At 64.4% G+C, this 13531-nt stretch carries 13 protein-coding genes; 2 read left to right on the top strand and 11 right to left on the bottom strand.

Annotated elements, in window-relative coordinates; translation table 11 throughout:
• Nucleotides 1-11: 11 nt before the first annotated feature.
• The 4 genes from GGR23_RS20720 to GGR23_RS20705 form a co-directional block, all read right to left on the bottom strand.
• Nucleotides 12-1100, bottom strand: coding sequence for an ABC transporter ATP-binding protein (locus GGR23_RS20720; RefSeq protein WP_183368256.1), 1089 nt, complete (start codon nt 1098-1100; stop codon nt 12-14).
• Between the two features lie 8 nt (nt 1101-1108).
• Nucleotides 1109-2020, bottom strand: coding sequence for a carbohydrate ABC transporter permease (locus GGR23_RS20715; protein ID WP_183368255.1), 912 nt, complete (start codon nt 2018-2020; stop codon nt 1109-1111).
• Nucleotides 2013-2918: a carbohydrate ABC transporter permease gene (locus GGR23_RS20710; protein WP_183368254.1), complete on the bottom strand. Its 906-nt coding sequence runs from the start codon at nt 2916-2918 to the stop codon at nt 2013-2015. Before GGR23_RS20710 ends, GGR23_RS20715 begins: the two co-directional genes overlap by 8 nt.
• A gap of 178 nt (nt 2919-3096) precedes the next feature.
• Entirely contained in the window at nt 3097-4332 is a 1236-nt protein-coding gene (locus GGR23_RS20705) for an ABC transporter substrate-binding protein (protein WP_183368253.1), read from the bottom strand.
• 425 nt (nt 4333-4757) lie between these two features.
• On the opposite strand from GGR23_RS20705, the gene GGR23_RS20700 reads away from it, so the two are divergent.
• Nucleotides 4758-5810 (top strand): LacI family transcriptional regulator, encoded by a 1053-nt coding sequence (locus GGR23_RS20700; protein WP_246365952.1) that lies wholly within the window; start codon nt 4758-4760, stop codon nt 5808-5810.
• A 6-nt stretch (nt 5811-5816) separates the two neighbouring features.
• On the opposite strand, the gene gndA is transcribed toward GGR23_RS20700, so the two are convergent.
• The 5 genes from gndA to ccoG all read right to left on the bottom strand — a co-directional run bounded on the left by gndA (nt 5817) and on the right by ccoG (nt 11896).
• A complete protein-coding gene (gndA, locus tag GGR23_RS20695) occupies nt 5817-7256 on the bottom strand; it encodes an NADP-dependent phosphogluconate dehydrogenase (protein WP_183368252.1) in 1440 nt (479 codons plus the stop codon).
• A gap of 99 nt (nt 7257-7355) precedes the next feature.
• The gene (ccoS, locus tag GGR23_RS20690) at nt 7356-7511 is read right to left on the bottom strand and encodes a cbb3-type cytochrome oxidase assembly protein CcoS (RefSeq protein WP_183368251.1); all 156 of its coding nucleotides are present in this window, start codon (nt 7509-7511) and stop codon (nt 7356-7358) included.
• Nucleotides 7511-9811 (bottom strand): cation-translocating P-type ATPase, encoded by a 2301-nt coding sequence (locus GGR23_RS20685; protein WP_183368250.1) that lies wholly within the window; start codon nt 9809-9811, stop codon nt 7511-7513. Before GGR23_RS20685 ends, ccoS begins: the two co-directional genes overlap by 1 nt.
• 1 nt (nt 9812) lies before the next feature.
• Entirely contained in the window at nt 9813-10319 is a 507-nt protein-coding gene (locus GGR23_RS20680) for a FixH family protein (protein WP_183368249.1), read from the bottom strand.
• Nucleotides 10316-11896, bottom strand: a complete 1581-nt coding sequence (ccoG, locus tag GGR23_RS20675) for a cytochrome c oxidase accessory protein CcoG (protein ID WP_183368248.1) — start codon at nt 11894-11896, stop codon at nt 10316-10318. Before ccoG ends, GGR23_RS20680 begins: the two co-directional genes overlap by 4 nt.
• A 138-nt stretch (nt 11897-12034) precedes the next feature.
• Between ccoG and GGR23_RS20670 the strand changes: the two genes are divergently transcribed.
• Complete coding sequence (locus GGR23_RS20670) at nt 12035-12436, top strand: SRPBCC family protein (RefSeq protein ID WP_183368247.1); 402 nt, start codon at nt 12035-12037, stop codon at nt 12434-12436.
• A gap of 72 nt (nt 12437-12508) precedes the next feature.
• Here GGR23_RS20670 and ccoP read toward each other — a convergent pair whose 3' ends face one another.
• Both ccoP and GGR23_RS20660 read right to left on the bottom strand, forming a co-directional pair.
• Complete coding sequence (gene ccoP / locus GGR23_RS20665; protein ID WP_183368246.1) at nt 12509-13375, bottom strand: cytochrome-c oxidase, cbb3-type subunit III; 867 nt, start codon at nt 13373-13375, stop codon at nt 12509-12511.
• Between the two features lie 3 nt (nt 13376-13378).
• Nucleotides 13379-13531 carry a cbb3-type cytochrome c oxidase subunit 3 gene (locus GGR23_RS20660; protein WP_183368245.1) on the bottom strand — a complete coding sequence of 51 codons (153 nt, stop codon included), beginning with the start codon at nt 13529-13531 and terminating at the stop codon, nt 13379-13381.

Genomic DNA, 13531 nt, shown 5'->3' with positions numbered 1-13531 from the left:
CGTCGCGCCCTTCAGATCCGGAGTTCCGTGGCGGCATCGAAGAGCGAGGCCATGGACATGTCGAAGGAGAGGCGCACCGGCGTGCCCGCCGCAAACCGGCGCGCGCCGTTGACCCGCACGGAGATGACATGCCCGTCGAGCTTCAGCCAGAGCAGGTTGTCTGCCCCCATCGGCTCCTCGATATCCACCACCGCCTCCCGGACCGGATCGCCATCCCGCTCCTCGTTGACGCGGATATGTTCGGGCCGGACGCCGAGCACGACGGCGCGTCCCGAAGCCAGCGTTTCGCTTGCCCGGTAGCCGTCGAGCGGCAGCCGCGCGCCGCCGGTCTGGAAGAAGGGCCTGCCCTCTTCCACGATGATCTCTCCCTTCAGGAAATTCATCGACGGCGAGCCGATGAAACCGGCGACGAAGAGGTTCTTCGGGGCGTGATAGATGACATCGGGCGTATCGAGCTGCTGGATGACGCCGTTCTTCATGATGGCGATGCGGTCGGCGAGCGTGAGCGCCTCGATCTGGTCATGGGTGACGTAGATCATCGTGTTTTTCAGCGACTGGTGCAGGCGCTTGAGTTCGACGCGCAGCTCCGCCCGCAGCTTGGCGTCGAGATTGGAGAGCGGCTCGTCGAAGAGAAAGACGTCCACATCCCGGACCAGTGCGCGGCCGATGGCGACGCGCTGGCGCTGGCCGCCGGAAAGCTCCGCCGGCTTGCGCTTCAGAAGCGGCCCGATCTGCAGGATTTCGGCGGCGCGGGCGACGCGCTTCTCGATCTCCGGCTTCGGCATGCCGGCGATGCGCAGCCCGAAGGAGAGGTTCTTCTCCACCGTCATCTGCGGATAGAGCGCATAGGACTGGAACACCATGCCGATGCCGCGGTCCTTCGGCTCCAGCCAGGTGACGTTCCGACCCTTGATGAAGATCTGCCCGCCGGTGGGTTCGAGAAGCCCGGCAATGCAGTTGAGCAGCGTCGACTTTCCGCAGCCGGAGGAGCCGAGCAGCACCAGGAATTCGCCATCGGCAATATCGAGATCGAGCGCCTTCAGCACGCTCACCGCGCCGAAATCGAGGGACAGGTTCTTGATGGATACGCTTGTATTCATGGGAAAATTCAGCCCTTCACTGCGCCTGCGGCGATGCCGCGCACGAAATATCTGCCGGAGAGGAAATAGACGGCGAGCGGCACGGCCCCGGTGAGGATGGTGGCGGCCATGTTGACGTTGTATTCCTTCACGCCCTGCACGGAATTGACGATGTTGTTGAGCTGCACGGTCATCGGGTAATAGTCCGGCTTGGTGAAGACGACGCCGAAGAGGAAGTCGTTCCAGATGCCGGTGACCTGCAGGATCATCGCCACCACCATGATCGGCACCGCCATGGGCAGCATGATGTGGAAATAGATGCCCCAGAAGCCCGCCCCATCCACGCGCGCCGCCTTGAAAAGCTCGGCCGGAAGCGCGGTGAAATAGTTGCGGAAGAGCAGCGTCAGGATCGGCATGCCGAAGACGGTGTGCACCACGATGAGCCCCGACAGGCTGCCATAGAGGCCCATGGTGCGCAGGATGATCACCATCGGATAGAGCATCACCTGATAGGGAATGAAGGCGCCGATGATGAGGATGGTGAAGAAGAGATCCGAGCCCCTGAAGCGCCAGTTGGAGAGCGCATAACCGTTCACCGAGGCGACCGCGATGGAGACCAGCACGCTTGGGACCGTGATGATGACCGTGTTCCAGAAGCCGCGCGAGAGGCCGTCGCAGTTCAGCCCCGTGCAGGCCTGCGACCAGGCTTTCACCCAGGGTTCGAAGGTGACTTCGACGGGCGGCGAAAAGATGTTGCCGAGCCGGATTTCCGGCATGCCTTTGAGCGATGTCACGATCATCACGTAGAGCGGCAGGATGTAGTAGAAGGCCGCGACGAGCAGCAGGCCGTAGATGACGATGCGGCGCGGCGAAAGCAGACTCTTCGGCCGGCGGCCCTGGGGCCCTTGGAGCGCAGACGTGTGAATGGCGGCCTCAGCCATGGCGCTGCCTCCCTGAGAATTCGAGATAGGCCCAAGGCACGACAAGCACGGCGACCGAGATGAGCATCATGGTGGAGGCGGCAAAGCCCTGCCCGAGGTTCTGGGCGTAGAACATGTTCTGGTAGACATATTTCGCCGGCACTTCCGAGGCGATGCCCGGACCGCCGCCGGTCTGGGCCACGACGAGATCGTAGACCTTGACGATCGCGGCCCCGATCAGCACCAGCGAGGTGATGAAGACCGGCCGCATCATGGGGATGATGATGAAGACATAGGTCTTCCAGGCGGGAATGCCGTCAACGCGCGCGGCCTTCCAGATGTCCTCGTCGATGCCGCGAAGGCCGGCCAGCATGATGCACATGATCAGCCCCGTGCCCTGCCAGAGCGCGGCGATCAGGATGCCGTAGATCACGATGTCCTGGTTATAGAGCGGATCGAAGGTGAAGTTTTCGAAGCCGAGGCTGCGCACCACGTGCTGCACGCCGAATTCGGGGTTGAGGATCCACTGCCAGACCAGACCCGTGACGATGAAGGAGAGCGCGAAAGGATAGAGGAAGATGGTGCGGAACGTGTTTTCGAAACGGATCTTCTGGTCCATCAGCGCTGCGAGAACGAAGCCCATGAGGAGCGAGAAGACCAGCATGAAGACGCCATAGACCAGCAGGTTCTCGACGGAGACAACCCAGCGCTCCGTCGACCAGAGGCGGCGATACTGGTCGAGCCCCACGAAATTCAGCTTCGGCAGCAGCTTGGAATTGGTGAAGGAATAGACGACCGTCCAGGCCGTTCCGCCGACGAAGACGACGAGCGCCGTCAGGATCATCGGCAGGCTTGCGATTTTGGCGGCGGCATTGCGGAAGAACGGATTTCCGCGCGCGCCCGGGCCGGGTTCGTTCATGAGACCTCCCCTGTCATGATAGCGGGACCGCCTTCGCGCAAGGCGAAGTCCGGCGATCCTGTTTCCCGCGGGTTTGCCGGAGCGGGACGGCATCGCGCCGTCCGCGTCGAGGGCAAACCGGTCGGTGCGGCCCGGCCCGTGGCGGGTCGGGTCCGGGCCGCTCCCATCGGTCAGGCGGTCAGTCCGCCTGCGCGATGATGTCGGCGAAGCGCTTCTGCCCTTCCTCCGGCGTCATCGAGGGGGTGTTCCAGAACTGCACGATCACGTCCTGCAGCTGGTTGGTGGTGTCGGGAGACATGGTCATCGTGCTGTCGGGCAGGATGTTGCCCTTGGCGAGGATGTCGAGACCCTTCTTCATGCAGTCGTTGGCGGCATTGAGGTCCACGTCGCCACGGACGGGCACCGAGCCCTTCTTCAGGTTGAAGGCAACCTGGGTTTCCTTGGACAGCATCACGGAGGCGAGCTGCATCTGCGCCTTGGTCTTTTCCGGATCGTCGAGCTTCGGGAAGTAGAAGGCATCGCCGCCGGTGGAGATGATCTCGTTCACGCCGAGGCCCGGAAGGCAGGTGTAGTCCTTGCCGGCGACCTGGCCGGCCACCTGGAATTCGCCCTGCGCCCAGTCGCCCATGATCTGCGCGGCAGCCTTGCCCGTGATCACCATGTTGGTGGCCTGGTTCCAGTCCTGAACCTTGGTATCCTTGGACCAGTCGCGCGCCTTGGCGGCGGCAGCCCAGACCTTGGCGAATTCCGGACCCCGCGCGGCGTCCGCATCGAGCTCCACATAGACCTTCTTCCACGTATCGATGCCGGCAAGGGCAATCGCCATCACGTCGAAGGCGCCCTTGGACTGCCAGCTCTGCCCGCCGACCGCGAGCGGTACGATGCCGGCCTTCTCGAGTGCGGGTACCGCCTTTTCGAACTCGTACCAGTCCTTCGGCACCGGAACGCCCGCCTTCTCGAAGGCGGCGTTGGACAGCCACATCCACTGCCAGGAGTGGATGTTGATCGGCGCGCAATAGACCTTGCCGTCCTTGGTGCAGGCATCGAGCAGCGAGGACGGGCGGACAAGATCCTTCCAGCCTTCCTTCTCGGCCACTTCCGTCAGATCCTGCAGCAGGCCGGCCTCGATCAGTTCCTCGGCCTGGCGGCCGTGGTTGAACTGGGTGGCAGCCATCGGATCGCCGCCGGTGATGCGGCTGATCATGATCGGGCGGGCAGTATCGCCACCGCCGGCAATCGCGCCGTCGACCCATTTGTTGCCCGTCGCATCGAATGCCTTCGCGAGCTCTGCGACTGCCGCGGCCTCCCCGCCGGACGTCCACCAGTGCGTGACTTCAAGATCGACGGCATGTGCAGCCCCGAGGGGCAGCAGCACGGTCGCGGCCAGAACAGCCGCCGTTCTGCGAATAGTCATTGAGTTCCTCCCGAACTGTAACGTTGCCGTAAAAACCTAGGCGAAAGCGTCAGGTGGCGCAACAGGCCCATCCAAAAAATATTCATGTCGGGGCGAGTACACTAAAAGATTGTCGACGTCACAAGCGCTAAGGGCCATTGAAATGCGACATGAGAATATCAAAAGGCGCCATTAACGCCTTGCTTCTTCAAGCTATATCGTTGCAGTGAGGCCTTTCCGGCCGGTGATGCGGAACCTATCGCCGAAGTTGTTTCCGCAGCGCAGCAGGCGAGGCTATTGCAGCGCAACCAAGGCGTTTATCCACAAGACCCCTCGACAAATCTCCTGTATCGTTACAGTAATTATCCGGTGGAACGATGCTCACGCCCTCCTGTTTGCAGATCGTGCAAATTCGGATAGACGAAGAGAAGGAACGGACGACATTCATGGTCCGGCTAGGCGGTAACGAGATGCGTGACGGCGGGGACTTGAAGGATGGGGCGCGGGAACGGCCGACGCTGAAAACCATCGCCTTCATGACGGGTTTGGGGATCACCACCGTATCGCGGGCGCTGAAGGATGCGCCCGATATCGGGGCGGACACCAAGGAGCGCGTGCGGCTCGTCGCGCGCCAGATCGGCTACCAGCCGAACCGGGCGGGCGTGCGCCTCAGAACCGGCAAGACCAACGTGATTGCCCTCGTGCTCTCCATCGAGGAAGAGCTGATGGGCTTCACCAACCATATCGTGTTCGGCATTTCCGAGGTTCTGACCGGCACGCCCTACCACCTCGTCATCACGCCGCACGCCTCGGCGCGCGATCCGATGGTGCCGATCCGCTATATTCTGGATACGGGCTCGGCGGATGGGGTGATCATCTCCCGCACGGAGCCCAACGACCCCCGCGTAGCCCTGATGGAAGAGCGCGGCATGCCGTTTGCCACCCACGGGCGGACCAACATGGGCATCGTCCATCCCTATCACGACTACGACAACGAGACCTTTGCGCGCGAGGCGGTGCGGCGTCTCGTGGCGCGCGGGCGGAAGAACATCGCGATCATCCTGCCGGAGGGGCATCTTTCCTATACCGGACACAGCATCAAGGGCTTTCGGGACGGCCTCTCGCTTCACGGCGCGCGATCGGTGCCGTTCGATTCGGTGACGGTGGAATCGCCGCTGACCGCCATCCACGACGCGACGCGTGCGCTGATGTCGGGCCCCGATGCTCCTGACGGGCTGATTTCCATGGCCGGCGGCTGCACGATCGCCATGGTCGCCGGTCTGGAGGCCGCCGGCAAGAAGCTGGGACGTGACGTGGACCTCGTTTCCAAGCAGAATTCCGACCTGCTGAAATGGATCCGGCCGGAGATCATCGCCGCAAACGAGGATATCCGCGCGGCGGGCATGGAGCTTGCCCGCGCAGTGCTGGCGAGCATTGGCGGCGCAGCGCCCGAAAGCCTCCAGACGCTCTACCAGCCGAGCTTTGCCGAAGACGCCTGAGCGGCGTCAGAGCCGGGCGAAATCCTGCAGGCCGCTGCCCCACGGGCCGTGGTGGAAATCCTTTCCGTCCAGACGGTCGAAGCCATGCGCGCCGAAGAAATCGCGCTGCGCCTGGATGAGGTTCGCTGTGCCGCGCGCCTGCCGGTAGGCGTCGAAATAGCCGAGCGCCGAGGAGAGCGCGGGAACCGGAAGTCCCGACGCCACGGCTGCCGCCACCACCCGACGCAGCGAGGGCAGCGACTGCTTCAGCATCTCGGCAAAGGCGGGCGTGAGGATGAGGTTCGGCGCATCCGGCATGGCCGTGAAGGCCTTGGTGATCTCGTCGAGGAACTGCGAGCGGATGATGCAGCCGGCGCGCCAGATGCGGGCAATCGTCGGCATCGGCAGGTTCCAGCCGAATTCGCGCGAGGCCTCCGCCATCACGGCAAAACCCTGGGCATAGGCACCGATCTTGGCGGCGAAGAGCGCGAGTTCCAGATCCTCTTCGAGGCCCGCGCCGCCGGACAGGGAAAAGTCCGCATGACCACCGCCGAAGACCGCCGCCGCCGCTTCGCGCTGGCTCTTCTGCGAGGAGAGGCTGCGGGCGGCGACCGCGGCCTCGATGGCCGTTGCCGGAACGCCCATCTGCTGCGCCTCGATGACCGACCACTTGCCGGTGCCCTTCTGGCCGGCCTTGTCGAGGATCATGTCCACCATGGCCCCGCCGGAAATCGGGTCTCTTGCCGCAAGCACGGACGCCGTGATCTCGATCAGATAGGAGTTGAGCCGTCCGCGGTTCCAGCCTTCGAAAATGGTGCCGATCTCGCCGGCGGACCTGCCCAGACCGTCGCGGAAGATGCCGTAGATTTCGGCGATCATCTGCATGTCGGCATATTCGATGCCGTTATGGATGGTCTTGACGAAATGCCCTGCCCCGTCGGTGCCGAGCCAGGCGGCACAGGGCTCGCCATCGAAGCGCGCAGCGATGGAGGTCAGCACCGGCTCGACCCGCTTCCAGCTTTCCTCGGTTCCGCCGACCATGATCGACGGCCCGTGGCGCGCGCCCTCCTCGCCGCCCGAGACGCCCATGCCGATGAAGGTCAGGCTGGTGTCCCTGAGCCGGGCGAAGCGGGCCATGGTGTCGCGGAAATTGGCATTGCCGGCATCGATCATGATGTCGCCGGCGGAGAGATATTCCTGCAGCGCCGTCATCTGCTGGTCGACGGGATCGCCCGCCTTGATCATGATGATGATCGGCCGCGGCGGGCGGATGGCGGCGACGAACTCTTCCATCGTGTAGCAGGGCACGATGCGCTCCGCGAGATCGCCGGCGGATGCCATGAAGGCCTCCGTTGCAGCGCCCGTGCGGTTGTAGACGGCAATCCGGTTGCCCTTTTCGGCAATGTTGAGAGCAAGGTTCGAGCCCATCACGCCAAGGCCGATCAGTCCGATTTCCGCTGCTTCCATGTCCTGCGACTCCTTTGTTGTCGCAGACAGTTGTTGCACCGGAACGGAGGAACGACAAGAACGTAATTAGACTTTCGTCAAATAGCGCGCCTCGTCCGATCAGTCGCCGGGCTTGCCGTCGCCATCGTCCAGCGCACGCCAGGCGGCGCCATCCAGGTCCTCGTACTGGCCCGACTTCAGCGACCACAGGAAGGCGCCGAGCCCGAGCCCGCCCATGAAGAGCGCAGCCGGAATGAGGATCAGCAGATTGCTCATCAGGCGAACCTCGCGGTTTCGACGCCGGGCTCCGTGCCTGCCCGCTCCTCCGTCCGCGCGGCCTCGCTTCTGGCGAGCCGGTTCAGGCGAAGCGCATTCACCACGACGATCATGGACGAGGTGGACATGGCGATGGAGGCGACCAGCGGGGTTGCATAGCCGGCAATGGCGATCGGCACGGCAAAGATGTTGTAGCCGATGGCCAGAGCGAAGTTTTCGCGGATCAGGCGGCCCGCCCGGCGGGAAATCTCGATGGCGAGCGGCACGGCATCGAGGCTGTCGCGCAGGAAGACGAAATCGGCGGCCTGCCGCCCGATGTCGGCGGCGGTTGCCGGTGCCATGGAGACATGGGCTGCGGCCAGCGCCGGGGCATCGTTGATGCCGTCACCGACCATCAGCACCTTGTGGCCCGCCTTCGCCGCCTCGGCGCAGTAATCGGCCTTGTCGCGCGGGGACAGCTCTGCCCGCCAGTCGGCAATGCCGAGCCGGGCGGCCAGATCCTTCACCACGGGCGCGCGGTCGCCGGAGAGAACCACGGTCTGGAAGCCCTCGCGGGCAAGGGCCGCAACCGCCTTCTGCGCGCCGGGACGCGGCATGTCCTCGAAGCGGAAGGTTTCGAGCGGACGGTGATCGAGCGAGAGAACCACCTCTGAGGTGGCATCCGACCCTGCCGCAGCATCGGCTTCCTCGCCGCAGGCAAAGCGGCGGTTGCCGAGCCGGTAGGTGCCCTCGGGCGCAACGGCCTCCAGCCCCTCGCCCGGCCGTTCGGAGACTTCGGCGAAATCCCGCGCGGAGGATGCGGCCGATACCAGCGCCCGCGACAGCGGATGGCGGGAATAAAGCGCAAGCCCGGCAGCGATCTCCACATGCTCGGGCCTTGCCTCGCCCCGATTGGTGAGGCGCGGACGGCCGATGGTGAGCGTGCCGGTCTTGTCGAAGAGCACGCTGTCGATTTCGGCGAGGCGCTCCATGGCGGAGCCTTCCTTGACCATGATGCCGTTTTGGAAGAGCCGACCCGCCGCAACCACCTGCACCACGGGCACCGCAAGCCCCAGTGCGCAGGGGCAGGTGATGATCAGCACGGAGACGGCGATCAGCAACGCTTCCTTCCAGTCCCCGCCGAAGATGCCCCAGCCGAGGAAGGAGAGAAGCGCCAGCAGGTGAACGGCGGGCGAATAATACTGGGCCGCCCTGTCTGCGATGCGGCGATAGCGGGCGCGCCCGCCTTCTGCCGCTTCCATGAGGCCGATGATTTCCGAAAGGAAGCTGTCGCGGGCGCTTGCCGTCGCCTCGAGCACGAGCGAACCGGTGAGGCTGAGGGTGCCGGCCTGCAGCAGGCTGCCCGCCCCTGCCGGCACCGGCGCGCTCTCGCCATTGACGATCGACATGTCGATGTCGGAGAGGCCGGCAATGACCTTGCCGTCGACGGGAATGCGGTCGCCGGCGGCAATCGCCACCCGGTCGCCGGGGCGAATGTCTTCCACCGGGCGGTATTCGCGGCTTCCGTCGCGGTTGAGGACGGTCGCGCCGCGCGGCGAAAGCCGGGCAAGGCCGGTAATCGCGGAACGCGCCTTGTCGCGCATCACGTGATCGAGCGTGCGCCCGATGAGCAGGAAGAAGAGCAGCGAAACGGTTGCGTCGAACCAGGCATGCGGACCGTGATGGATCGTTTCCCACAGCGACATCGCATAGGAGAGCGTGATGGCGAGCGAGATCGGCACGTCCATGTTGGTGCGGCCATGCTTCAGCGCGTTCCAGGCGGACCGGTAGAAGAAGCGCCCGGCGAAGATCAGGACGGGACCGGCGATGAGGCCGGAGATCCAGTGGAAGAGATCGCGCGTGGCGTCGGTCGCCCCGGACCAGACCGAGACCGAGAGCAGCATGATGTTGGCGGCGGCGAAGCCGGAAATGGCAACGGCGCGGATGAGCTCGTTGCGGTAGGCGTCGTTCGCCTCCTCCGCCGAGGTGAAGAGATGCGCGTCATAGCCGGTCGCGGCAATCCGGCGGACGATATCGACAGGGTCGGTCTTCACGCCGTTCTCCTCCGCCTTCCAGACGAAGGAGACGCGCTTGGTGGAGAGATTGACGCGCGCGCGGGTGACGAGCGGGCTTTCCTTCAGCGCGCCCTCCACCGTGGTGATGCAGGTGCCGCAATGCACCTTCGGCACCGAGAGATCCGTCTGGCGCAGACCGTTGCCGAGGTCGCGGCTCGACAGCCACAATTCCTCGGACGACGGCAGCCCGTGGCTGATCTTCTCGAATTCGAGGGCACCCTCGGTTCCCGGCGCGCAGCAGCTCATGTCACTTCACTCCATCGACCATCACGCGGACGGCCTCGTGCATCACGACCTCGTCGCCCTTGAAGGCTTCGGCCTCGACGATCCACTGCCCGGGCAGCACCGCGTGCGTGCCGGTGAAGCGGTTGCCGCCGGCATCGGCGAGCTCCAGGGAGAAGTCCTGATGATCCCCCACCGGGCGGCGGAAGGTGAGATGGACGCGGGTGGCGATGGCATCGCCGGCCCTGGGGGCGGTCAGCTGGTAGCTGATCGTATCCTTGCCGATCTCGACCGCGCCCTTGATGCCGGCCGCCTCGATCTTGCGCGAAAGCGCCGCCTTCGCATTGAATTCCTGGCTGGCCACATAGGTGTTCTCAGCCACCAGGCCGCTCCAGCTGGAGCGGGCGAAATAGGCCATGACCATGTTCACCGTGATGATGGTTCCGAAGAACAGCACCATGACGATCGCCATGTGCCTGCCGGTGAAGACGAAACCCGAAGCCTTGCCGGAACCGCTCTGTTGAATGCTCATTGGTTGACCTCCGGGGCTGTGAAGCTGGTTTCGACGACGTCGCGCTCGTGGCCGGGCTTGTCCTCGAGGATAAAGCGGAACTCGCCGGATTCGCCAGTGGCCTTGCCGGCCGGCACGGTCACGAAGACCTTCAGCGGCACGGTCTGGTCCGGGTCGGCCTCGAAGGTGAACTCGCGGCCTTCGGTTTCCGATACGGTCGGGATCTTCACGGTCGCATCCGGCAGCCCCTCGATGGAAAGCGTCAGGTAGCGCTTCTCCGGAATCATGTTCAGCACCTTGAGCATGTAGCCGTTGCGGATCGAACCGTCGGACTCGACGACGAATTGCGGGTTGCGGTCCTTCAGCACGTTGAGCTCCAGCCGGTCACGCGACAGAAGCGCGATCAGCAGGGCCACGCCCACCGCCGACCAGGCGCCGAAATAGATCATCGTGCGCAGCCGGAAGATGACGCGCCAGTCGAAGTGGCGGATCTTGTCGGAGAACTTGCCGTTCTCGTCGCGGATGTTGCGCGGGTTGATGGCGGTCGTGCCGTTCGCGGTCGCGAGCGCCATGTTGTCCTGGTATTCGCTGAGCGTCGCATAATGGATGAGGCCGCGCTCGAGGCCGATCTTGTCCATCACGCTGTCGCAGGCGTCGATGCAGAGCGCGCAGGTGATGCATTCGAGCTGCTGCCCGTCGCGGATGTCGATGCCCATGGGGCAGACGGCCACGCAGGCATTGCAGTCCACGCAGTCGCCCTGGATCTCGCCGGCCGCAGCCGCCTTCTTGGAATGCCGGCCGCGGGGTTCGCCGCGCCAGTCGTTATAGGTGACGACGAGCGAATGTTCGTCCAGCATTGCCGCCTGGATGCGCGGCCAGGGGCACATGTAGGTGCAGACCTGCTCGCGCATCAGCCCGCCGAAGACATAGGTGGTGGCGGTAAGGATCGCGACCGTCATGTAGGCGATCGGCGCGGCCTGTCCGGTCACGAAATCGAAGCCGAGCGTCGGCGCATCGGCGAAATAGAAGATCCAGGCGCCGCCCGTCGCCACGCCGATGGCGAGCCAGATCGCGTGCTTCACCACCCGCTTCCAGATCTTGTCGAAGGTCCAGGGCGCACTGTCGAGCTTGATGCGGGCATTGCGGTCGCCCTCGATCGCCCGTTCGACGACGAGGAACAGATCGACCCAGACGGTCTGCGGACAGGTATAGCCGCACCAGGCGCGGCCGACCGCCGAGGTGATGAGGAACAGGCCGAAGCCCGCCATGACGAGAAGACCCGCAACGAAGAAGAACTCCTGCGGCCAGATCTCGATGAAGAAGAAGTAGAAGCGGCGGTTCGCGATGTCGACGAGCACTGCCTGATCGGGCGCGAAGGGTCCGCGATCCCAGCGGATCCAGGGCGTGAGATAGTAGATGCCGAGGGTGATCAGCATCACCAGCCACTTGAACTGGCGGAACCGTCCCGAAGCGCGCTTCGGATGGATCTTCTTCCGGGCCTCGTAAAGCGGCTTTCTGACCTTGGCCGAATTGACGGGGCTCGCCTCCAGGCGCTCCACCTCCTCCGGCTTCAGCTTCGGATCGGTGTAGAGATTCATCGCATTTCACCCTTGTTTTACGTGTGAATCTCTTCCCACTTCCCACCCCCTGCTGCCTTGACTTAAATCAAGCAGCGGCGAACGGTCGCGATCACGCGCTTCCGCCCCGGGCGGCGCGAGGACCGAAGGAACAGAACCATGAAAACCCATGCAGTGCGGCTTGTTCACCTGACTATCCGCCGTGACTGGCGCGAAGTTTACGCCCTTGCGAGCGACCCGCTCTCCATGCCGCGCTGGGCCGAGGGACTTTCCGCGACAATGCGCCGCGACGGCGAGGACTATGTGGCGGATGGGGGGCCGATCGGCGCGATCCGCATCCGCTTCACCCCCGACAATGCCTATGGCGTCATCGACCACACCGTCACCTTCGAGGACGGACGGCGATTCTACAACGCGCTGCGCGTGCAGCCGAACGGCGATGGGGCGGAAGTCATCTTCACCCTCCTGCGGATGGAGGATACGCCGGATGCGGATTTTGAACGGGACGCGGAAGCCGTCGCCGCCGATCTCCGGCGCCTGAAGGCGCTCTGCGAGGCCTGAAACGAAAGACGGCGCCGGTTGCCCGGCGCCGCCCCTCTGTTTGTTAAGAGCCGGCGGAAAACCGCCCGCTTCTTACTGTTCGCCGCCGCCCAGCTGGTGGACGTAGACGGCCAGCTGCTTCACCGTCGCATCGCCGAGGCGTGCGCCCCAGGCCGGCATAACGCCATGCTTGGGATGGGAAACCTGCGCGGCGATCTGCTCCTCGCCCTTGACCTTCAGCCAGATGGCATCGGCCAGGTTCGGGGCGCCGAACTCGCGGTTGCCCTGGGCGTTGTCGCCATGGCAGGCGGCGCAGTTTTCGGCAAAGACCTGCTTGCCGGGCTCGACGAGCGCCGTATCGGAGGGCTTGCCGGTCAGGCTGACCACATAGGCGGCAACCTGCTTGATCTGCTCCGGCTGGAGCACATCGGCAAAGGCCGGCATTTCCGAGCTGCGGGTATCGGCATCGCCGGCATAGCGGATGCCGTGGGTCAGCGTGGTGTAGATGTCCTCCACCTTGCCGCCCCAGAGCCAGTCGTTGTCGTTCAGGTTCGGGAAGCCCATGCCGCCCGCAGCGCCGGAACCGTGGCACTGCGCGCAGTTGTTCTTGAAGGCCGAGGCACCGCCGGCCACCGCGAATTCGAGCAGCGTCTTGTCCTTGGCGATGTCACCGACCGGGGTGGCGGCGATCTTGTCGAGCGTCGCCTTCTGGGCAGCCTTGGCCGCATCCATCTCGGCCGTCAGCGAGGCGCGGCTGGAGAAGCCGGAGGTGCCCTTGGTGTTTTCCGTCAGCAGCGGGATCGAGGGGTAGACGACACAATAGCCGATCGCCCACAGGATCGTCGCGTAGAAGGTGTAGACCCACCAGCGGGGCATGGGGTTGTTCAGCTCGCGAATGCCATCCCACTCATGGCCGGTGGTCGAGACGCCACTGATTTCGTCGACGTGTTTTTCTGCCATTTCTCAATCCTCCTTGAGAGGGATACTTGCGGCCTCTTGGGCCTGTCTCTTGCCGCCCGGACGAAGGGTGAAGACAATGACCCCCACGAAGAAGAGGGCCATGGCCAACAGGCCCCAGCTATCCGCGAACTGGCGCATGGCTGTGTAGGTTTCCAT

The organism is Gellertiella hungarica (genome assembly GCF_014197145.1).
GTDB classification, from domain to species: domain Bacteria; phylum Pseudomonadota; class Alphaproteobacteria; order Rhizobiales; family Rhizobiaceae; genus Gellertiella; species Gellertiella hungarica.
The sequence above is the reverse complement of the archived record's forward strand: the minus strand, read 5'-3'. Positions and strand labels throughout refer to the sequence as shown.

Bases quoted from the DNA above. Each gene is read 5' to 3' on its own strand.
- GGR23_RS20720 (WP_183368256.1), bottom strand. From the start codon at position 1,100: ATGAATACAAGCGTATCCATCAAGAACCTGTCCCTCGATTTCGGCGCG.
- GGR23_RS20715 (WP_183368255.1), bottom strand. From the start codon at position 2,020: ATGGCTGAGGCCGCCATTCACACGTCTGCGCTCCAAGGGCCCCAGGGC.
- GGR23_RS20710 (WP_183368254.1), bottom strand. From the start codon at position 2,918: ATGAACGAACCCGGCCCGGGCGCGCGCGGAAATCCGTTCTTCCGCAAT.
- GGR23_RS20705 (WP_183368253.1), bottom strand. From the start codon at position 4,332: ATGACTATTCGCAGAACGGCGGCTGTTCTGGCCGCGACCGTGCTGCTG.
- GGR23_RS20700 (WP_246365952.1), top strand. From the start codon at position 4,758: ATGGTCCGGCTAGGCGGTAACGAGATGCGTGACGGCGGGGACTTGAAG.
- gndA (WP_183368252.1), bottom strand. From the start codon at position 7,256: ATGGAAGCAGCGGAAATCGGACTGATCGGCCTTGGCGTGATGGGCTCG.
- ccoS (WP_183368251.1), bottom strand. From the start codon at position 7,511: ATGAGCAATCTGCTGATCCTCATTCCGGCTGCGCTCTTCATGGGCGGG.
- GGR23_RS20685 (WP_183368250.1), bottom strand. From the start codon at position 9,811: ATGAGCTGCTGCGCGCCGGGAACCGAGGGTGCCCTCGAATTCGAGAAG.
- GGR23_RS20680 (WP_183368249.1), bottom strand. From the start codon at position 10,319: ATGAGCATTCAACAGAGCGGTTCCGGCAAGGCTTCGGGTTTCGTCTTC.
- ccoG (WP_183368248.1), bottom strand. From the start codon at position 11,896: ATGAATCTCTACACCGATCCGAAGCTGAAGCCGGAGGAGGTGGAGCGC.
- GGR23_RS20670 (WP_183368247.1), top strand. From the start codon at position 12,035: ATGAAAACCCATGCAGTGCGGCTTGTTCACCTGACTATCCGCCGTGAC.
- ccoP (WP_183368246.1), bottom strand. From the start codon at position 13,375: ATGGCAGAAAAACACGTCGACGAAATCAGTGGCGTCTCGACCACCGGC.
- GGR23_RS20660 (WP_183368245.1), bottom strand. From the start codon at position 13,531: ATGGAAACCTACACAGCCATGCGCCAGTTCGCGGATAGCTGGGGCCTG.